Source organism: Acetobacterium carbinolicum (assembly GCF_047456275.1).
In the GTDB taxonomy this organism is placed as follows: domain Bacteria; phylum Bacillota; class Clostridia; order Eubacteriales; family Eubacteriaceae; genus Acetobacterium; species Acetobacterium carbinolicum.
The window spans coordinates 2,641,820-2,662,903 of the sequence record NZ_CP173357.1; the positions used below are offsets into that span (position 1 = coordinate 2,641,820).

Genomic DNA, 21,084 nt, shown 5'->3' on the forward strand with positions numbered 1-21,084 from the left:
CTATTTGATATAGCGGGTCACTTTAAACAATTCCTTTTCATCATTAATTGCTTCTTCACTGCCTAAAACGCAGATGGCATTTTTAGCCAGCACTGCCGCAATCATTTCTCCATAACTCTTTAATTGTTCAACAGTGGTTTCTAAAATTTCTTCCCGCTCTTTTTGTAGATCAGCGGCGGTCACGCCGCTGAAAAAGAAGTTATCCGCAATTTCACCTTTCACTGAGGCACTCAGCGGTACATCCTTGCTGCTGATCGTTCCGATGATATATTTTTCCAGCTCACGCTTAGAGAGGTCCAACTGGTTAATATAATCAATCACACCCTGATAAGCTTCAAAGGTCTTTTTAAGTTTTGGGTCCCGGTAGGATCCGAAATACAGGTCGCCGCTCCGTCCGATGTTCATAAAAGCACCGTAGGCGCCACCCTGAACCCGAACCTTGTTCCATAAATAATCCATCGACAGAAGGCCTTTTAAAACCAGTTGAGAGCCGGTGTATTGGTAGCCTAAAGCTCTAATATTATAGCCTTGCGAAACATATTGAATCTTAGCTGCCGTTAGAAAACCTTCGTTTGCAATTTCAGTCTCAAAAGCAAAAGCATTTTTTACAAGTATTTTCGGAGCCAGTCCCGACACATAAGCGCTCAGAGCGACCAAAGTCTGATCCCGAATTTCTTCGGTGCCGGTGATGCTAATCAGTGGTTTTTTATTGTTGAAAACCAAGGTGGCAATGCTGGCCAGCTTTTCCGTCAGCGCTTCAAATCGCTCATCAAAATTTGCGTCCAGATCCGCAATAAAACGATAGAACTCAATGCCGCCAAATTCTTCAAACAGCCGCGCTGACTGAGAATAGTAGGACTGCAGTCGTTGCACGCCAACCACATGGCCAGCGGTTAAAAATTGAGTTTCCTTATGGGTCTTTATTTCCCGGATCATATCGTGGATCAGATTTTTTTCCTGATAGCGGGTCTTCGTCATCACATCGGTCATAATCCGAATTAGGGTCGGGATATTTTCAGCAACTGCTTTGCCTTTCACATAGCAATTAGAGGTGAAATCCCCAAAGTGATGAACATCATCATAGGACTCAATCCCGAAGGACAGACCGCCGGTATGAATTTCAATCTCCTGACTCAGTCTTCGAAAATCCATCGTTTCAGTACTGAGACTACCGAGCATTTTACACATCAGCGATAAATATTTAAGATCTTCCTGGGGCAACTCGCTGTAATCAAAATAAAGTTTTAAATAGGAAATTCCACCCGTAAAACCAGGATGAAACAACAGTGTAGTATCTAGCACTTCGGTCACTTCCAGGGGATAGGTTCGGCCGGTGCGGCTGATATCTGAAAGCGATAATTTGGGAATTTTTTCCAGATCTTCTGGGGCATCCTCTTCATTTTGTTTCTGCATCAGGGTTTGCGTTTCGTCAACCAGAGCCTTAAGTTCTTCTGGGGTCAAACTGGTTTTAAACGCCGCCAATTTTTCTGCTAACGCCTGATCGGCGTTTCCCTGCAGGGTATTGTCCGGTACAATGGTCACTAGCGTTTGGTGGGTATTGTCAATTAGCATCCGTTTAAGCAGTTTTTCGAAGTAGCCGTCTTTCCAGTTGTCTTTGAATTTTTTAAAAGCTTCCTTGTATTTAAGATAAGCAATCGGGTCATCACCATAGAGCCAGTCATCCATCATTTCAATCCCATAAATTAGACCTTTGGGATAAGAACCATACTCCCCTTCAATATGGGAGAATTCATGGATATTAATGCCCGCTTCGACACTGAGAGGATCCAGACCATCTGTTACCAGCTTATTTAACACCGACTCCACCGTGCTGACAAATAAGTCGCGATGTTTTTCCTCAGTATTTTTAAGGACAATCGAAAAATAAGGCTGTCTGAGGGAACTACTAAAATGATAGCTAACGTCTTCGGCAATTTTTAAATCCAGCAAAGCTTCTTTTAACGGTGACGAATTATTATTCAATAAGATATGGGAAAGAATATCAAAAGCCAAAGCATCTTCATGGGATAATTTGTCTCCCAATACCACAGAAAGGGCCAAATAGTCTTTGTTTTCCAGGGATTCTTCCTTCGATACACCATAGGAGGTCCGCAATTCTGTCCGATTTTTAAGCAACGGCTGAACCGTGATCTCACTATCTACCACCTGTTTTTCAAAGCCACTGAGATACTCATCATTTAAATATTTCAAGTGCGTCCGGACATCCCCGTCGCCATAGAGATAAATATAGCTGTTGGAGGGATGATAGTATTTTTTATGGAAACCCAAGAAATCTTCATAGCTCAATTCTGGAATCACATCCGGATCCCCGCCGGATTCAAACCGGTAGCAGGACTCAGGATAAAGGGATTCGAAAATTTTATTTTGGAGCAATTCCTCCGGATTGGAGAAAGCGCCCTTCATTTCATTATAAACTACCCCATTGTAGATAATTGGATCATCGGCATTTTCAATGTGATAATGCCAGCCTTCTTGCAAGAAGGTATAGGGGTTTTCATAAATATTAGGATAAAAAACCGCATCCAGATAAACATCCATCAGATTCATAAAATCTTTAGCGTTGGTACTGGCAATCGGGTACATCGTTTTATCAGGATAGGTCATGGCATTGAGAAAGGTGTTAAGCGACCCTTTAGCTAGCTCCACAAAGGGTTCCTTGACCGGATATTTTTTTGATCCGCATAAAACCGAATGTTCTAAAATATGGGGCACCCCAGTGCTGTCGGTGGATGGTGTCCGAAAGCTGATCGAAAAAACCTTATTATCATCATCTGCCGATATATAAACTAATCGGGCTCCGGTTTTTTCGTGGACAAAGGTTCGGGCAAAGCCATCTATTTCATCCACAAATTCTTCTTTATTCAAGATAAACCCATGGATATTTTCTTCCAGTTCAAACATTTTTTGCTGTTGTTCTTTTAATTCTTTTTTCAAATGTCACTCCTCTTCTCTTCGTATTTATTCGATTATTCCATTTTTCTTGAGATATTCCTTCATTTTCTGTTCATAGCCCATTTCTGTTGGTTCGTAAAAATGGGTGCCAACCAGATCGTCCGGAAGATATTGTTGCTCAATATAGTGCCCGGGAAAATTATGAGGGTATTGATAGGTCATCCCGCGACCCAGTTTTTTGCTGCCGGAATAGTGGGTATCCTGTAAATGTGCCGGGACATTGCTGTTTGAGACATGTTTTACCGCGTCAATGGCCGCATCCACCGCCAGATAGGAGGCATTGCTTTTGGGCGCACAAGCCAGAAAAACGACTGCCTGAGCCAGATTAATCCGGGCTTCCGGCATACCAATAAAGGCAACCGCATCGGCAGCGGCCATCGCCACGGTCAAGGCCATCGGTTCGGCATTGCCAATGTCCTCAGAAGCCGAAATGACAATCCGACGGGCAATAAACTTGGGGTCTTCTCCCGCCGTGATCATTTTAGCCATCCAGTAAAGTGCCGCATCCGGATCGGAACCCCGGATACTCTTGATGAAGGCTGAAATCGTATCGTAATGATTATCACCATTTTTATCATAGTGAACGGCTCGCTGCTGAATGCACTCCTGAGCCGTTTCCAGATCGATCACAATAACGCCGTCGGCGTTTTTATCCACCGTTAAAATCCCCAGTTCCAGAGCATTCAAGGCCCGGCGAACATCGCCATTAGCGACCTCGGCAAAATGATTGAGGGCGTCTTCATCACATTTAATCTTCATCACCCCGTAACCCCGGTCACGGTCTTCAATAGCCCGTTTTATCACGTCACGAATGTCTTCCGGAGTCAGATTATAAAACTCAAAAATGGTGGAACGGGACAACAGCGGCGAGTTGATTTCGAAATAGGGGTTTTCAGTGGTGGCCCCAATCAGGGTCACCAACCCTTTTTCGACACTGGGTAAAAGGGCATCCTGCTGGGCCTTATTAAAGCGATGGATCTCATCAATAAAGAGGATCGATTTTTTATTATAAACACCCAGATTATTCTTCGCTTTATCCAATACCTCAGTGATTTCTTTTTTTCCTGAGGTGACCGCATTCAGCTCATAAAACACCGCATTGGTACGGTTGGCAATAATTTTTGCCAATGAAGTTTTGCCGGTACCCGGCGGTCCATAAAACACCACCGAGGACAATTTATCGGCTTCAATCAGCCGATACAAAAGTTTCCCCCGACTAATGATATGCTGCTGACCAACAAATTCTGCCAATGTCTGGGGTCGCATTCTTACCGCCAGGGGAGCATTATCCGCAATTTGTCCTTCATAGTTCTGGTTAAAAAAGCTTTCCTGCATAATGTCCTTTCACGATAGCGTTTTAATTATAAAACGCTCGGGGTTATTAATTACCGGTTCGTTTCAATCACTGCTATTTCTGCCTGACTTAACTCAAAATAGTCATAGAACCATCTGTCGATTTCAGCAAGAATCTTGCCTGATTCTAAAGCGCTTCCATTTTTCTTTAAGTCTACAATTTTATCATAAGTATCTTTAAAAACCTTAATTGTATCCTCTTTAATATCTGGTATTCCTAACCGTAGCAGGGTGTTTGGATAATACTCATAAAGTTTATCCCCCAGTTTTTTTCCGTAGGATTTAAAATAATAATTATACAACCGGCTGTTTAACAGCATCACCAGAAATTCCTCAGTGACCTGATGGTAAAGCCGCGGTTTAAGAATCATTCCGTAAACATCGGCGCTGAAATAGCATTTATTCTCATCGATCGCAAAACGATTCTGGGTTGCCTTATAGGGGAAAATAATTTTTCGTCCTTCAAAATGATCCGGATCCCGACCCCACTGAAGCTTATACCAGGCCAGCTTACCGTTTTTGCATTCCCGACGGTTTTTAAGTTTTTCCCGGTGTTTTTCCAGATGCGCGACCACCTCCGGGTACAAATCAATGGCCCCAATCCGATTGGTATAAAGGATTTTCTTTTGGGGGCTTGTTATCTGGTAAGCCCTCACATCCTTATTTTTAATCCAGGATTTTAATAACGCCGGGTCAAAGGCACAAAGTGTCGGATCAGTTTGTTCAAAGATAAAGGCCTTGTCATTGCCGGTAATAATGCCCTGAAAACTCTGCACTACATTATCCAGGGTAAAGGGTGTTTTTTTCTCAATTTTTTCTATAATTCCCTGCATAACTGGCGAATAAAGACGCCATGAATCATCACTGAGCTGGGCTTGCAGTAGTTCAAATGACTCATAAAGATCACCTTGCCAATTGTTTTGATTAAGTGATTGGATCAGTTTTGGGTAGCTTTCAGGTTTATGGCTTTTGATGAAAAAGCGTTTAACTTGAATGGTTTGCCCCTCATCAATCTGTGTCTTTTTCACTAGCTTAATAATAGCCGGATCAACCCCAACCCCTTCAATAACCCGTAACCCATTAAAATCGATGACCTCCTGGATTGCAAAAGCTTTTCTGATAAAGACCCGTAACGGTTTTCCGTAAAAGGCTTCAACAAAATAACGGGAGGTGATATGAATTAATTGTCCTCCGGGCTTTAGCAGTTCCCAACCCCGGTAAATAAAACAATAGGAAAGATCGCCCTTGTCTCGGTATACCTCACCGTAGCGGTTTTTGAGCAGCTTCATATAGTCGGTCTGGATTTCCTTGTGACCCACATAAGGCGGGTTCCCAATTACCACATCCACCGATTGAGGGTTTATTAATTCTTCGGTAAGAATATCGCCGCAAAATATTCCCAGAGGTTTAACATACTGTTTTCCTTTTAAGGTTAGGATCAGCCGAGTCACCAGACAGGCAATGGAATCCCGATCCACGCCCAGCAGACCGGTTTCCAGGAGCTGGCGATGCTGCGTTTGTCTTTCGCATGGACTCAATTCGCCATTTTTTAAAATAATCGTGTCATAAATTGCACTTAACAGGGATCCGCTCCCACAAGCCGGGTCCAAGACTCGGATTTTTTCTAATTTGTCCCCCACTTCGTATGTACCAAGCACATTGGAAGCCATATAAGTAGCGATGTTTTCTGGGGTATAGAAGATACCGTGGTTTTTCTTATGATTAATTAGCAGACTTGCTTCGTAAAGGCTGCCAATCAGCCTCGGATTCTCTCCTGCCAAGGATGGTGCTGCGGTGGTTAAATCACTGACCCAATCCCAAACTTCGTTCCCAATCGGTTGGGGGTCTATCTGCTCTTGCTCCCAGAAAGACACCTGAAGGGGCTTCCCCTGCCAGAGTCCCAAGATATAATCAAGGGTAAAATTCTTTTTGATATCCTTCTGATGGACTTCAAAATCAAGGCGCTGATTATCTACCAGATATTTTAACACAATGCACTTAAGCAAAAAAAGCACGTTGGCAGGTTGGTCCTCAGCCAGGTAATTATATCGATTAATAAATTGTGTCAGCTTATCTGAAATCTCCTGAAACTTCATTAAAACCTCTTTCATTTAATTGATGTTCGTCTCACCAGGTTATTATAACATCATTTGCCTGAAAAAGATAAGAAAAAGGCTGAAATAAACGATTTAGAAAATACACCATGTCGCCAGAAGTAATGGTAACACGCGCTAATATTAATTTACAACATAAAAAAAACGGCCGTCAATAGCCGTTTCTGAAAATCCTAAATGGTGCGAGAGACGGGAGTCGAACCCGTACGCCTTGCGACACACGCCTCTGAAACGTGCTTGTCTGCCAGTTCCAACACTCTCGCATAAGTCATTTTGAACACCACTATAGAATACACTCTTTTGAGTGTATTGTCAAGGTCTGAGTACATCTTTTTTTAAGCCAGCTAATTCAATCCTCTTAACAAAAGAAACAGACTCAGCCCAATCTGAAAAATCAAAAGAATCGGAATCCCCCAGGAAAATAAAAAGTGCTTTGTTTTATGATGAAACACCCGCATTCCGATAAATCCACCAATCGAACCGCCAAGCAGACATAAACCAAGTAGGGTTTTTTCAGGAATCCGCCAGGCCTCCTTTTTCGAACGCCTCTTGTCATTCCAGAAAAAGATAAAGGTAATCAGATTAATGATGGTCAGGTAGCTTATCAAATAACTCATTTGGCATTATTTCCTTTATTCATAGAATGATTTTCCATTCAGTTCGATATTTTCGCCTAAGACATATATGATACTTTTACCAATCGGATAATCATCCAACGTATAAAAATGCAAATTAATACAAAGCATTGGCATACTTTCATCAATTAAAAGTCTATTAGATATGTACTTATTGGGATAATCCATTGTGACTTCAATTGTTTTTTTTACTTCATAGCTATTAAAGATCCGATTCATAATGGCAATGTTTTTCTCTGCCTTTTTTTCAACCCCTTCAGTAAGATAGTGACCTTTCAGAAATAATGAGTCAATACTATAACCCACTGGCATTGAACCTGAAAAATACATCCGTCTAATCTCCAGCGTTTTTAATTCCCGTCGTTGCCCTTTTATTTGTGCCACCGAAATTAAAATATCCTCTATCTCGGTATCAGTTATTTCTTCATTGATACTATTTTCGAGAGAAAAATTAATTAAGAACAAATCTTTTTCCCGTTCCTTAACAAAGGTACCCACTCGCTCAATGGATATCAAATATCCTTTATTTACAAGCGTTGCCAAGCTCTTACGTACAGTTACACCACTTGTATGATACTTTTCTGCCAATTCCTGATTTGTCGGTAGTTTTTCATTCGGCTTAAGTAAGCCACTTTTTATATCTAGAAGAATATCTTTCTCAATCCGCTCGTATATTTTCACTTTTCCTCACGATCCTCATCTATTATTCTTGGTGAGAATTTCCACGAATGCAACACCACTCTCTTTTTATAAACAGTTGCCGATAACCCATTGGCTCATCATCATCCAAGATTTTTTGAGTTATTTGCATAACTGGGGTTCCTACAGGTATTTTAAGTATTTTCGCAATATTTAATTCACAATTAACACCAGAAACATTCATTTTTCCCTGCATCTGAAAGAGCCTATTCTTTTGTGATAATATTTCACTGAAACTGGTGTATTCAAAATTATCGTTCCATACTGTTATCCCCGGGAAGTATGGAATGTACTGGATATCATACGCAATTGGCTTTTCGTCATTAAGCAAAACCCAACGTATATAAACAACTCGGGCATCCGGTGCTATTCTGAGATGATAAACTAAGTCAATGGTTGGTTTTATAATTTCCGAACCTAAGAGTTCAACCCTTTGGTATGGTTTCATTAATAGATTTTCCGTTTTTAATGAAATGAGATATTTATCATTGTGTTTTTCCAGAACAAAATTTCCTTTGCCAGGGATTGAGTATATATAACCTTCATCAATTAGCTTTGAAATTGCGTTACGAACCGTGATACGACTGACTCCATATTCATCAGCCAATGTATTTTCTGGGGGAATCGCAGAATTAACTGGATAAAAGCTCTTATGAATCTTATATTTGATATTCTCAGCAATATCTTCATATTTATGATTGATAATCATCGCCTCCTTCATTTATCCAGTTTTTACATTGTTTAACACCTTCATATACATCATTTGCAAAGGCATCCACACCGGTATATTCAATCGCCTGACGATGAGTTGAGAGTCCGCCAACGATTATTTTAACTTGGCCTCTAATCCCAGCTGCGACAAGTTTTTCATTAACTTCTTTAATATATCTAACTCCTTCCGCTAAAATTGAGCTAATCGCAATAATGTCTGGCTTACGATTGATGGTTTCATTTAATATCTCTTCCGCAGTTACATTAATACCCATATCAATTATTTCAAAATTAGACATTAAAGCTGCACTCTTGAAAATCGACTTTCCAATATCATGCAAATCTCTTTCGATGGTGCAAAGCAAAATTCTGCCAATTGGTTCTTCTGATTCTTCATTAATCAATTTTAAACTTGGTAATTTTAAAACCTCTTCAAAAATAATACCAGCCATCATCAAATCAGTGACTCCGTATCGTCCTTCTTCAAAAAAACGACCAATTTGATCCAACCCGCGTTGAATTGCCTCGATAATCTGAGCTTGAGAAGCACCTTCACGAATGGCATAATTCACAAGTTTCAGGACTTTTTTTTCCTCTATTTTTTTCATTGCCTCAATGATACTATTTAAAGTAGAAGCACTGGCAGGATTTTTAATCGATGTATTCATCTGGTAAATAACCTCTTAATATTTTAATTTGATCTTTTGTTGGGGCAGAAAATTCAAAACTATTCAATCGTCGTTTTATTTCCTCATCAGTCTCTTTTAACATTTCTTCTCTTGTTTTTCCTTCTCCAAAACCACGTTTTGGGTATTGCTTGCGTATTAATTTAAGATTCCTTGAGGAAATATAATTACCTGTTGATCCGGCTCTTAAAATTTCATCCGTCATAACCGTAACATCGTTAATATCCATCCCTTTCAAAAAGTCTTTAAGGCTTAGATACATGTATTCATCTAAGATATACTTATTATAATTAATAGTTCTGAGTGTGTCTTCCATCCCAAAGCTGTGCATCAAGCAGTCAACTTCAGCAAGCAAACTCGATAAAAGGTTCATACCACTCTCAAAACCACTTTGATAATCCAGGTATTTTGAGTCTGTAAATGTACCCCCGGCCCGAAATGGGATTTGATAATATTGAGCCATCCCCTTTGCCGCAAGAGTAAACAACCCAGTTGCTGAACTTCCCACTGATGTTTCAGCCTTGAAAGGATCAACCCCGAATAATGGAAGTCCATATATTATCGGTAAACCCGGGCTTTGTATCTGAGCAAAAACGATACCAGCTAGAACCCCCGCGTTCGCTAATAATAAATTTCCACCGGGAGTGGGAGGTGCTGTTAATCCACTTAATCCACTTCCACAGGCAATCATCAAGGGTTGATTCTCTTCACAATGGACCGTAATAACTTCCGTTGTCGAGTGCCCCATGATCATAGGCGATGATACATTCACATTGCCAAGAACTACTGGCTTGTTTCTGATCCCATGGTATTTTTGAACCATCTCTATACATCTACGCGAGTCTTCCTTCCCACCTACAACAGAAAGACTTGGTTTATCTGAATATTTTAAAATCATCGCTATACGGTAACTATTCCTTTGATCCAAAGGAATATCGAAGGGTTCTACGGTGTAAGGACAAGCCATACTGATATTATCATTAAGCTGATTCAGTTTTGTAAAGTTGAGATAATCATTTCGTGTCCCTAATGCAATCTGTTCATTCCTGGACACAGTTGTTCCGCCATAAGGCGGCAACGTACATATTTCTCCCTTTCCTACCACTACTCTCCTGCTGCTTGAATAAATTGGAAATGCCCGGGGAACCAGTTTAATACTTTCTTCAATCAGATGAGAATCAATAAAAACTTGTTTGCCTTGTACTCTTGCACCCGCTTTTCGAAAAACATCAAGTGCCTCTTTCGAAAAAACTGTGATTCCCATCGTTTTTAACAATTTTAACGATTGTTCGTGAATGAGATCACATTCTTTTTTCGAAATACTAAGCGTTAATTTCATGATCACTACCCCCTGCATTTCCTCAATTAAACACTTCTTTAGATTATATCATAACAACTTCGGTTTGTTTACCATTTCACCATGATAATTTTCTGTCGCTATCTAGCCTATCATCGTTTTGGGCTGTGATGATAATGCCTTGGATTTGGCCATTATGCCATCTAAAGAACTTAATAGAAGTCTTGTTTTAATTATAAAATGAAACAAGCTGTATGAAATATGGTTTAAAATTTCTTATAAATAAATTACCACCCTTTTTTTCAATTGCAAACGCTAGGGAAACCTTATTGTCAACATTAATATTTTTAATACGCTTCTAATTCCTAATCTGCATGCCGAAATATTTCTTCCGTAATCGCTTCTCCTGGAGCTAATCGGATAAACCGTTCATCTTTGCAACCGCTTACCATCTCATCCAAAATACGAATATTTCCGGTAGTCTCATTGACTTTCAATCCTAATTTTTCAGCCATTGCGTCGCATTTATCTTTATCTTCCTTAGTTTCAACGCCAGTATGGATAAACAATAGATATTGATAATTTTTAAACATTGCCCTGGCAATTTTCAAAGCTCGTTTTTCGCCATATTTTTCTTTTATCCGATCATGTTCATAGCCAATTCCATCTTCGCCCCAAAGCCAGCCCTGAGAAACAAAGTAAGATGAGCAGCGCAGTGCTCCAAGATCGGTGTGATCATACAAAATCATCGCAATGCAGTCATCAACTCTGGGTATTACCAAAGGACATGATTTTGCCTGAATATCAACCAGTGCTTTTCCGCACAAGCCATAACATAGATAGATTATATCAGCATCTGTTTCAGCATCAATTGCATTTTGTATTTCAGTATGAAGCAGTTCCGGCGTGTTGTGGAGTTGCTCTTTAAGCCAGCGATATTCAAGATCTGGACAATCAAACATTGCTTCAATTTCCTTTTTTAAAACACTGCAGCCAATCATAACTTTTTTCATTTTTATACCCTTTCCTTGATACTCCCTGTGTACTTCTAACGTCGTTATCCAATATTAATTCTGTTTGCTTTATTGTTGTAACTTGAATACCCCTACCATCTGCTTGAGCCTTTCAGCCTGACCGGATAATTCTTCGCTGGCCGCCGCGCTTTCTTCGGCGGTGGCGGAATTAGTCTGCACCACTTGGGAAACCTGTTCAATCCCCTGGGTGATCTGAGCAATTTCGGACGCCTGATCATTGGAAGCCCGGGCAATATTACCCACTAAGCTGGTGACCTTTTCAATTTCATTCAAGATCTCTTTGAGGCTTTCGGCGGTTTCATCGGCAATTTTTGTGCCCACGCCAACCTTCTCAATGGAGCCTTCAATCAGACCGGTGGTTTCTTTGGCGGCTTCGGCACTGCGGGCGGCCAGGGTTCGCACTTCTTCGGCGACGACCGCAAAACCCTTACCGTGCTGACCGGCCCGGGCTGCTTCCACGGCGGCATTAAGGGCCAGAATATTGGTCTGGAAGGCGATGTCGTCAATCACCTTAATAATCTTGGAAATGCTCTTGGATGATTCGTCAATATCACCCATAGCAATAATCATTTTTGTCATTTGGCTATTGCCCACTTCGGCATTTTTCCGAACCCGCACAGCCAGTTCATTGGCATCATTGGCCCGGAGGGCATTCTGTTTGGTTTCATCGGCCACTTCTTCAATGGAGGCCGTGAGTTCCTGGATCGAGCTGGCCTGTTCAGTGGTGCCCTGAGCCAATGCCTGGCCGCCATCGGAGATCTGTCGAGCCCCCATTTCCACTTGAACGGCGGCCACATCAATCTCGGCCATGGTGCTACTCAAGCTGGAACTGATGCCATTGAGTGCCGCTTTGATGGCCTGGAAATCTCCGGTGTAACTGGACGTTATTTCCTGGTCCAGATTTCCCTGGCTGATTTCTTCCAGCATGCTGGTAATTTCACCGACATAGCGCTTCAAATTAGCAATGGTCTGGTTCATGTCTTTTTTGATGATGGCATGATCCCCCTGATAATCGCCTATCATGATAGTATTGAGATTGCCCTCTGCCAGCTCTTTCAGAGTTTCTGAGGCTTCATTGATGGGCCGAATCACCGCTTCCAAAGTTTGGTTAAAACCTGCAATCACCTTGGCGTACTCACCTGCAAACTTATCCGGATCGCCTCTGAAACTGAGATCACCGGCCACGGCTGTTTGTGCCATCATCTGGGTCTCTTCAACCAGGGTTCTGATATTTTCCATCATCCCAATCAGACTGGGTACCAGATCATCCTTTTCGCTACGCTTGCCAATGGCTTTCAAGTCCTCTAAATCGCTAAGGTCGCCGACTTCAATATGATTAGCAATATCGACGATTCCCAGCAGTTGGCTGTGGACCGAATTAATTCCTGCTCCAATTTGACCATAAATACCCTGATATTGTTGCTCAATTTTCTCACTTAAGTCGTTCCGACTCATTAAATCAAGCACTCGATTGCCTTCTTTTAGAGCACCTAATCCTTCAATACAAGCGTTGATGCTCTGTTTCAGGTTATCATACTCGCCAGCATAGGTTGTCGTTATTATCTCCGGAATCTCGCCCTGACCGATCTTATCCAGGTATTCGGCGGTGATCTGAAGTGGTCCCACGACGGCATCGAAAGTCGCATTGACCCCTTCGACAATACTCCGAAATCCACCTTCAAATGCTTCGGCATTTCCTCTTTTTCGTAATTCTCCCGCCACGGCAGCCTGGGACAAACCCGTCGTCTCCTGGATCAGATTCCGAATTGTTTCAATGGTTTGTTTCAGGGCCGGGTTGATTTCATCTTGTTCATCGGTAATATCGATATTGGCCGAAACATCCCCTGCTGAAATCTGCTTCATGGTTCCGATCACGACATGTTGTAAATCATCAGCAAACTCATCCATCACCGCTGCCATTTCACCAATTTCATCTTGCGAATCAATGTTTAAACGCATCCCCAGATGGCCTTTGCGCATTTCTTTGATCATCCGATTCACGTTCAAAATCGGTTTAGTGATCGAATTAGCGATTTTATAAAGGATCATCGCCAACACCATAAAAATAATTAGACCGGCAAGGGCAATCAGCAGGATATTTTTAGTGATGGTAGCCTGAACGCCCTTCATTGAATAGCCAATGTTTAATGCCCCCTGAAGTTCCCCATTGACGACTACCGGATAGACAATATCATAGACATTGACATTCTCATCCTCATAAAAATACTCTGAGGCATTCCTTTCGCCATCAATGGCGACCTTCTTAATCGCTTCATCATCTTGATAGCTTTCCCCGATATCGTTGCTGTCACTGTCGGCCACAGCAATCAGATTTTTATCAATAAAGCTTGCAAAGACAATGCTATCATCCGATGCCAGTTCGTCAATGAGGGCCTGATAGCCAAACTTTCCGGTTAATTCCAGCACCCGAGTGGCCGAAACCCCGACCTGGACAAACTCCCCGGTGCTGCTTTTCAGATAACCGTATTTGAAGGATTTCTCACTGTCTGTATTCTTTCTGATATCTTCCATCAACTCCGGTGCGCCACTGATCATATAATTATGGATAGGATCGCCCGGCTCGGCCTTCCAGCCCAGATATTCACCATTGGCAGCATTGATAATCTCCCCAGATGGATTATACCAATAGATATGATCGATCCCGGTTTGCGTGGCCAGCTGGGTCAGATAAGCATCGTTGATAGCACCGCGATTACCAATGATAACGTTGCCAACACTGCGAATCTGGTTTTCTAGCATTTCGTTCATGGTTCTAACGGCCTCGGTGTTATCTTCAATCCGATCCACAAATCGCTGTGACGACGTGAAACCATTTCGCTCCATTTCGGCAAATAGACTGTTTCGGGTTAAATACGAAGAAATGCCACCAATCATTACTACCCCTGCTAATACACAGATCAGTGGGATGATCAATAGTTTTACCTGAATTGACTTAAATTTCGGAATTCTTTTGTTGCTCTCCATACCAATTTTCCTTTCGCTTACATCCAACCTTTTTCAATGCTCACTAACCATGTCTATGGCAAGTAGAAGCATCGTTAATCCTGTACTAATTTAGTCTTTTGTTTCTTTTTGCAATCCTTGATATAAGGAGATACACATCAGAATAATGATAATCAAAAATGGCGAAGCCATGATAATTGAGGTATTACGTATCGCTACCAGGCCCCCGCTGAAAAGCAAAACAATTGCTATCAACGACAGTAGGATGCCCCAGATCATTTTAATTTTAGTATCTGGATTCAAATCCCCATTTCTTGCGAACATGCCAATCACAAAGGTTGCTGAATCGGCGGAGGTAACAAAAAATGTTATAATCAACAAAGTTGCAATTATTGATATTACATTTCCTAATGGCAATTGTGCCAAAGTGGCAAATAATCCGACGGTGATATCATTAGTAACCTGAGCAACAATGTCAACGCCCTCGAATATTTCGAAATATAAGGCCGTGCCCCCAAATACCGTAAACCAGAAACAACAAAAAACGGCTGGCAGAATAACTACACCCAGAACAAATTCCCTGACGGTCCGCCCTTTCGAAATTCTGGCGATAAAGGTTCCCACAAATGGCCCCCAGGACAACCACCAGGCCCAATAGAAAATCGTCCAGGTGCCGATCCAGGGATCTTTTTTTAAGGGTGATAAAGCCAGGCTCATCGATAAAATATTCTCGATATAACCGCTGATACTCACAAAAAAAGTATCGATAATAAATATGGTTGGTCCAAATATCAATACAAACAGCAAAAGCAACACGGCAATAATAATATTGGTGTTGCTGAGTATCTTAATACCTTTATTTAATCCTGTTGCTGCGGAAGTCAAAAACAAAATTGTGATAACCACAATAATAACAACCTGCGTGGTGATTGTATTGGGAATATTAAACAACGTATTCAATCCGCCATTCACCTGTAAAGCCCCCATCCCCAACGAGGTGGCAACCCCAATTACGGTTAGAATTAACGCCAGAGTATCGATGAAATAGCCTATTGGCCCCTTGATCTTTTCTCCCAACAATGGGTATAGGGTTGAACTGATCAGACATGGCAGTTTTTTTCGAAAGGTAACATATGCCAGTGCCAATCCCACGATGGCATAGATCGCCCAGGGATGAAAACCCCAATGTAAAAAAGTGTAGCGAAACGCCATCATCGCTGACTGCGTCGAGGACGGTTCAATCCCCATCGGCGGTTGAGCATAATGAAAAACCGGTTCAGCAACACCCCAGAAGACTAGCCCGATCCCCATTCCTGCACTAAAAAGCATGGCAAACCAGGAAAAATTTGAGTACTCTGGACGATCATCATCACCCCCCAGACGTATTTTTCCGTATTTTCCAAAAGCTAGAAACAAGGCAAAAAGCAAAATTCCCAGACCGGTTGCCAAATACAGCCAGCCCAGGTCATTGGTGATCAATCCGAACAAACCATTCGTAAATGCTAATAAAGCCTCTGGAAACAAAAATCCAAATCCCAAAAAAAGCAAAAGAAAGACCAGTGAAGCATAAAATACCATTTCGTTTTCCTTTCTATTAATTCTCAGACTCAGTGTTTACCCTTTTAGCTATTGTGACTGAGTAAACACCCTTAATTCACAGCTTGTCATAGTTCCATTTCGACCAAACCAATGAAATGGAACTATGATAGCAATGAAACTGTAATCATAGTTTTTAAACCACGCGTATTATTTAACCGCCCCAATCTGTCCCTGACGATATGCTTTACTATATTTTCGACAATGTTTATCTCTGCCAAGAAGTGCATAGGTTGCAAAAATCGTTCCCATCATATCACGGTTCAGAGGATCCAATACTGCAGAATCCATACCTGCCTGAATAGCAAAAGCCATACATGTTTTATTCAAAAGCGATCTTACCGGTAAACCAAATGACATATTACTAATAGCACCGGTTACATGAATAGTCGGATACGATTCTTTAATTTTTCTTATTTCCTCTGCAAAATTCAACATCGAGTTATTTGCCGTTGATAATGCCATCACACAGGGATCAATATGAATGCGATCTGGGGTTATTCCAAATTTTGCAGCTTTATCAACCATAATTTTAGTGATGTTCAATTTCGTTTCGACATCATTGGGTATGCCATTGTTATCACAGGTCAAGCCGACTACTTCCCAGCTATTCCCTTCTAATAATGGTAACAATACTTCGCATTTGTCACCTTCTTCAGAAATTGAATTGATCAAACCGGGTTTATTAGCATATTTGAAAACAGCTTCAATAACCTGTGGATTGGGGCTATCTATACCAAGAGGGGTCTCTGTTGCATCCTGAACTACTTCCATCAGCCATTTCAGGGTTTCGACTTCATACTCTGGTGCAGTACTTGCACATACATCAATAAAATGTGCTCCTGCTTCAGTTTGCTTAATCGCAAGATTTTTGATAAAATCAGCATCTCTTCTTTCGATGGCTTCTTTTACGGATGGAATCGTTCCGTTAATTTTTTCTCCAATTATGATCATGCTTTGTCTCCTTAAATTAAGCATAGAAGACAAGTAAATAGCGACTCATCTTCTATGTATTTGATTATCGTATTCTCTCAGTAATTACCGAATCACTCAACTTTTAATATAGATTTTTATGCTACCCAACCCTGGCATATTTTAACCCCTTCAGCAGCATTTGTTGTATACTGATCTGCACCAACAATCTCACAAGATTCCTTGGTAACGGGATTGCCTCCAATGATAATCTTTGAATCAATACCTTCCACTTTAATTAATTCTATTGTTTCTTTCATCGCATCAATAGCTAAAGTTAAAACGCCGCTCATTCCAATAATACAGCCCTTGTTTTCTTTTGCCGTTTTTACAAAAAGTTCTGGTGCAACGTCGATTCCGAGATCAATCACTTCAAATCCCGCTGCTTCTGACATGCTTTTAAAGATATTTTTACCTATATCATGGAGATCCCCATGGACCGTGCCAAGTATAATTGTTCCAGCAACAACCGTTTCACCACTTCCCAGAACTGGTTTCAAGACATTAATTGACTCTGTTAATAATTCTCCGGCAAAAATCAAATCGCCAACAAAATATTCGCCTTTTTCAAAAAGATCCCCAACCACTGCCATACCACTCTGGCATGCTGCAATGGCTTCTTGTGCTTCCGGCTCTGATGGATTTGAATCTATAAATTCCTTTAAAATGTCCATTACTTGTTCTTCTTCCAAATCTCCTACTGCCTGTGTTAATACTTTAAGATCTAACATATTTTTACCAATCCTTTTCTGTTTTTCGTTATTTCTTACGGTTTAATCCCTATTCATTTCAATCCAACAAGTCGCTAATACTCAACCTTCTACCATAAGTTTCTAAACTTAAAACTTTTCACTTTCCGGTAAATAACGATTTAGCATATCTTGTTGTTTTTTTGTTAATTTCGGTGCTTTATAATTTGCCAGCCGTTCCTCAACCTGTTTAGTAGCCCGCTGTCTAATGTCTCCTACTTCTTCAAATATGACGGATGGATCACCAGCCGTTTTATTGAAAATCGCCGATAAATGATGCTCATTTCGATACTCTTTTGGTGTTCTTCCGGATAGATAATTGCCTAACGGACCGGCTTTCTTTATTTCTTCAAATACTTTACTTGCGTGTGTATCGGAGATATCGATACCTTTGTTTAATCGCATCAAAATCCGGTTGACTTCTTCATCCAACACAAACTTTTCATAACTGCCCACCGCATAAGATTGTAAGATCCCGGCATTATTCAAAGCGAAATCAGATTTTCCTAGATAGGTAGTCATTAAAGTTGTCATCGTTTCCACACCAGCCTGATAGTCCGGTTTAAGCGAATCCGAACCACTTACTCCGGTTCTTACGGGCAATCCATAGTAACGTCCTAAAGCCAACGTTGACATCTGAATCAGTTGGGCTTCTGGCGAGCCAATCGCAATTGCCGTTTTTCGCATATCAGTTGGCGACGAAACTGTCCCATAAATAACCCCAACACCAGGATTAATCAATTGTGTTAATATAATACCAGCCAGAATCGTTGCATTGTCCTGAATAACTGAACCCATCAATGCTGCTGGTGCAGTAAGATTAGTCATTGAACAAGTAATAATTGTAACTGGCTGTCCTTCTTCAACAAGACCCATGATGTTATCCAGCACCTCATAAGAATACCCTAAAGGTGAAAGCGCACAACAATTTGTTAATAGTACCGGTCGATCCCAGATGTCATAGAACTCTTTATACAATTTAACAATATCTTTCGCAGCGTCCTTTAAACTTTGATTCCTAACATTTAAACTATTTGCAACGTTACCATAAGTTGGTCGATCAGAGTATTTTAGGCATAACGCCACCTGTGGAATATAAAAATTATCCTGGTTTTTGTCTAAATCTGGTGTATCATACGCTGAATTATTGACAAAGTCAGTTACATCACTGGTATGCATCAGTTTTAAGAATTTAACTACATCCGGTAGTAATGCGGCTCTGTAGGTATCATCTTCAAATAAAAACTTTGAAGGCCCGTAACAGCCAACTGTTTTTGGTTTAAAACGTTCTCCAATTGCAGTTTCTCCGGCACTCGTCGTTACAGTAAATGATTTTGGAGCTGTTGCCAATGCCTTATTTAGAAGTGCTTCATCAATTTTTACAATATTTCCTTCAACAGTTGCTCCATGCTCTCTAAATATATCAAGTGCTTCTTCACTGGCAAAAGAAATACCCACTTCTTTTAAAACTCTTAATGAATACTCATGCAACAGTTCCACATCGCGTGTAGAAACATATTTTTCATAAAAACGTCTGTTAATATACATTTCAAATAACCTCCAAGATTTTAATAAATACATGTATTTCGCAAGACAAATATACCATGCTTCCAAATCCATTGTCAACCCTGTTTTTTTGCTAAATTTAATTGAATTAATCGTCTACATTTAATAGGCTAAATTAGTTTTGTAAATAAACTCATATTCACCGCTAATTATTAAGGCGAATTTGTCAAAATACTAGCCAAATTATTCAAATCAAAAAAATGTTGACCGTTTACATTTATCGTGTTATAATTTTTGCACTAGACATGTATTTCGCAATCATGACCTAGGAGGATATTATGAAAAAATTTGGCTTTAGAAATGCGATGGTGTTTTTAATTTTAAGTGCAACGGTTGCTCTTGCATACCAATTACCGTTTTTGCGCTATACTTTTTACGATCAATTTGCGGCTGCATACCAACTTTCAAATATGGAAATCGGTATTTTGGCTTCGGCTTTAAATTTGACCTATACTCTATGCTACCCTATTGGTGGCTGGATGGCCGATAAATTTACCATGCGATTCCTAATTTCCACAACTTTGGCAGCTTTAGCGCTACTAACGTTTGCTTTTGCAATGACTACTAATTTCACAGTTCTACTCGTTATTCACATACTTTACGGATTCTTTGGCATTGCTACCTTGTGGTCTGCTTATCTGAAAGGGATTCGAAATTTAGCAAATAAGGAGAACCAAAGTAAAATGTTTGGTAGTAGCGAAGCTTTGCGGGGTGTCATTCAAACGATCATGGGTTTTGCGTTCCTTGCTATCGTTGGTTTAGCCGCCACTGAAGCTGCTGGAATGAAGGTGCTATTTCTCTTTGGTGCCGGGGTATGTGCAATGTTTTTTGTGCTGGCCTTGTTTTTTCTTCCAAAAACAGACATTAAACACGAAGAACATGCAACAACTAGCGAAACCAAATATCGAATTATCGATGTGCTAAAAAATAAAGGTGTCTGGGTCACAATCCTTGTCATTATGTTCTCTTATTTCACATGGGCTCTAGGCAACGCATATATGACAACCTACACCGTACAAGTCTTAAATATTTCAACAACTGCAGCTAGCGCCATCGGAATCGTAAGAAGCTATATCATTGTGTTGTTGGCAGGAGTAATAGGTGGATTCGTTATGGATAAGTTTACATTCAAAGGAAAAGGATTTGTCATCCTTTTTATAGCGATCATCGCAGCTATCATTGGCGTTTTAACAACAGCTAAAATAGTTGCATTAAGTGTCTTCTTAACCTTAGTAATTGCATTCTTGGCTAACGTCTTGAAATCAACCTATTGGTCTGTAATGGACCAGGCAGGTATTCCCATTGGAATGACCGGAATGGCTACAGGCATTATTTCATTTATCGCTTTTCTGCCAGATGCATTTTACGGTCCAATTCTTGGCAAGTGGTTAGATGATGCAAAGGCCGCCGGAGATATTGCCGCTGGCTTCAATCAAATTTTCATCCTGTTAGTTGTATGTGGTATTCTAGGGGTTCTTTCATCTATTTTACTAATTAAACGTACAAAAGAAGTTAAACGATTAGAAGAGCAAGCGTCTTAAAAAACGCTTACAATTAAATCAATACCAGCAAATAAAACGTTTTTTCTACTATTACCATTAATTAAGTTTAGGAAATCAAGCAAACACTATTTATTTTTAACCTGCTTCTAATTGTTATATTGAATGTGGATATAACAAGTTTTTCATTCATTCTCTAATTAAATATTAAATAAACACTAAGCACCCCAAGTTAA

General features: G+C 40.5%; 15 protein-coding genes and 1 tRNA gene. 1 reads left to right on the forward strand and 15 read right to left on the reverse strand.

The window, feature by feature from the left end; translation table 11 throughout:
- The 15 genes from ACIZ62_RS12255 to ACIZ62_RS12325 all read right to left on the reverse strand — a co-directional run bounded on the left by ACIZ62_RS12255 (position 1) and on the right by ACIZ62_RS12325 (position 19,331).
- Positions 1-2,955: an insulinase family protein gene (locus ACIZ62_RS12255; protein ID WP_414150243.1), complete on the reverse strand. Its 2,955-nt coding sequence runs from the start codon at positions 2,953-2,955 to the stop codon at positions 1-3.
- A 24-nt stretch (positions 2,956-2,979) separates the two neighbouring features.
- Positions 2,980-4,308, reverse strand: coding sequence for a replication-associated recombination protein A (locus tag ACIZ62_RS12260; protein ID WP_111889504.1), 1,329 nt, complete (start codon positions 4,306-4,308; stop codon positions 2,980-2,982).
- A 50-nt stretch (positions 4,309-4,358) separates the two neighbouring features.
- The gene (locus tag ACIZ62_RS12265) at positions 4,359-6,422 is read right to left on the reverse strand and encodes an Eco57I restriction-modification methylase domain-containing protein (protein WP_414150244.1); all 2,064 of its coding nucleotides are present in this window, start codon (positions 6,420-6,422) and stop codon (positions 4,359-4,361) included.
- A 196-nt stretch (positions 6,423-6,618) separates the two neighbouring features.
- Positions 6,619-6,703: transfer RNA gene (locus ACIZ62_RS12270), tRNA-Leu, on the reverse strand.
- Between the two features lie 81 nt (positions 6,704-6,784).
- Positions 6,785-7,057: a DUF1294 domain-containing protein gene (locus ACIZ62_RS12275; protein ID WP_111889502.1), complete on the reverse strand. Its 273-nt coding sequence runs from the start codon at positions 7,055-7,057 to the stop codon at positions 6,785-6,787.
- A 15-nt stretch (positions 7,058-7,072) separates the two neighbouring features.
- Positions 7,073-7,756: a GntR family transcriptional regulator gene (locus ACIZ62_RS12280; RefSeq protein ID WP_414150245.1), complete on the reverse strand. Its 684-nt coding sequence runs from the start codon at positions 7,754-7,756 to the stop codon at positions 7,073-7,075.
- Between the two features lie 22 nt (positions 7,757-7,778).
- Entirely contained in the window at positions 7,779-8,483 is a 705-nt protein-coding gene (locus tag ACIZ62_RS12285; RefSeq protein WP_162624561.1) for a GntR family transcriptional regulator, read from the reverse strand.
- Positions 8,467-9,153 carry a B12-binding domain-containing protein gene (locus ACIZ62_RS12290; RefSeq protein WP_111889499.1) on the reverse strand — a complete coding sequence of 229 codons (687 nt, stop codon included), beginning with the start codon at positions 9,151-9,153 and terminating at the stop codon, positions 8,467-8,469. The genes ACIZ62_RS12285 and ACIZ62_RS12290 overlap by 17 nt, the downstream gene beginning before the upstream one ends.
- Positions 9,137-10,510 (reverse strand): trimethylamine methyltransferase family protein, encoded by a 1,374-nt coding sequence (locus ACIZ62_RS12295; RefSeq protein WP_162624560.1) that lies wholly within the window; start codon positions 10,508-10,510, stop codon positions 9,137-9,139. Before ACIZ62_RS12295 ends, ACIZ62_RS12290 begins: the two co-directional genes overlap by 17 nt.
- A gap of 323 nt (positions 10,511-10,833) precedes the next feature.
- A complete protein-coding gene (locus ACIZ62_RS12300) occupies positions 10,834-11,481 on the reverse strand; it encodes a DUF1638 domain-containing protein (protein WP_111889497.1) in 648 nt (215 codons plus the stop codon).
- 69 nt (positions 11,482-11,550) lie between these two features.
- Positions 11,551-14,487 carry a methyl-accepting chemotaxis protein gene (locus ACIZ62_RS12305; RefSeq protein WP_414150246.1) on the reverse strand — a complete coding sequence of 979 codons (2,937 nt, stop codon included), beginning with the start codon at positions 14,485-14,487 and terminating at the stop codon, positions 11,551-11,553.
- A gap of 90 nt (positions 14,488-14,577) precedes the next feature.
- Positions 14,578-16,044 (reverse strand): glycine betaine uptake BCCT transporter, encoded by a 1,467-nt coding sequence (locus ACIZ62_RS12310; protein ID WP_414150247.1) that lies wholly within the window; start codon positions 16,042-16,044, stop codon positions 14,578-14,580.
- 168 nt (positions 16,045-16,212) lie between these two features.
- Positions 16,213-17,016 (reverse strand): methyltetrahydrofolate cobalamin methyltransferase, encoded by an 804-nt coding sequence (locus ACIZ62_RS12315; RefSeq protein ID WP_414150248.1) that lies wholly within the window; start codon positions 17,014-17,016, stop codon positions 16,213-16,215.
- Between the two features lie 116 nt (positions 17,017-17,132).
- Positions 17,133-17,765 (reverse strand): B12-binding domain-containing protein, encoded by a 633-nt coding sequence (locus tag ACIZ62_RS12320; protein ID WP_111889493.1) that lies wholly within the window; start codon positions 17,763-17,765, stop codon positions 17,133-17,135.
- Between the two features lie 108 nt (positions 17,766-17,873).
- On the reverse strand, positions 17,874-19,331 hold the full coding sequence (locus ACIZ62_RS12325) for a trimethylamine methyltransferase family protein (protein ID WP_111889492.1): 1,458 nt from the start codon (positions 19,329-19,331) through the stop codon (positions 17,874-17,876).
- Between the two features lie 296 nt (positions 19,332-19,627).
- On the opposite strand from ACIZ62_RS12325, the gene ACIZ62_RS12330 reads away from it, so the two are divergent.
- Positions 19,628-20,890, forward strand: a complete 1,263-nt coding sequence (locus tag ACIZ62_RS12330) for an MFS transporter (RefSeq protein WP_111889491.1) — start codon at positions 19,628-19,630, stop codon at positions 20,888-20,890.
- The last annotated feature ends 194 nt before the right edge of the window (positions 20,891-21,084 follow it).

Excerpts from the sequence above, each read along its gene's own strand:
- ACIZ62_RS12290 (WP_111889499.1), bottom strand. The coding sequence starts at position 9,153 with ATGAATACATCGATTAAAAATCCTGCCAGTGCTTCTACTTTAAATAGT.
- ACIZ62_RS12285 (WP_162624561.1), bottom strand. The coding sequence starts at position 8,483 with ATGATTATCAATCATAAATATGAAGATATTGCTGAGAATATCAAATAT.
- ACIZ62_RS12330 (WP_111889491.1), top strand. The coding sequence starts at position 19,628 with ATGAAAAAATTTGGCTTTAGAAATGCGATGGTGTTTTTAATTTTAAGT.
- ACIZ62_RS12260 (WP_111889504.1), bottom strand. The coding sequence starts at position 4,308 with ATGCAGGAAAGCTTTTTTAACCAGAACTATGAAGGACAAATTGCGGAT.
- ACIZ62_RS12325 (WP_111889492.1), bottom strand. The coding sequence starts at position 19,331 with ATGTATATTAACAGACGTTTTTATGAAAAATATGTTTCTACACGCGAT.
- ACIZ62_RS12315 (WP_414150248.1), bottom strand. The coding sequence starts at position 17,016 with ATGATCATAATTGGAGAAAAAATTAACGGAACGATTCCATCCGTAAAA.
- ACIZ62_RS12300 (WP_111889497.1), bottom strand. The coding sequence starts at position 11,481 with ATGAAAAAAGTTATGATTGGCTGCAGTGTTTTAAAAAAGGAAATTGAA.
- ACIZ62_RS12265 (WP_414150244.1), bottom strand. The coding sequence starts at position 6,422 with ATGAAGTTTCAGGAGATTTCAGATAAGCTGACACAATTTATTAATCGA.
- ACIZ62_RS12305 (WP_414150246.1), bottom strand. The coding sequence starts at position 14,487 with ATGGAGAGCAACAAAAGAATTCCGAAATTTAAGTCAATTCAGGTAAAA.
- ACIZ62_RS12295 (WP_162624560.1), bottom strand. The coding sequence starts at position 10,510 with ATGAAATTAACGCTTAGTATTTCGAAAAAAGAATGTGATCTCATTCAC.
- ACIZ62_RS12275 (WP_111889502.1), bottom strand. The coding sequence starts at position 7,057 with ATGAGTTATTTGATAAGCTACCTGACCATCATTAATCTGATTACCTTT.
- ACIZ62_RS12320 (WP_111889493.1), bottom strand. The coding sequence starts at position 17,765 with ATGTTAGATCTTAAAGTATTAACACAGGCAGTAGGAGATTTGGAAGAA.
- ACIZ62_RS12310 (WP_414150247.1), bottom strand. The coding sequence starts at position 16,044 with ATGGTATTTTATGCTTCACTGGTCTTTCTTTTGCTTTTTTTGGGATTT.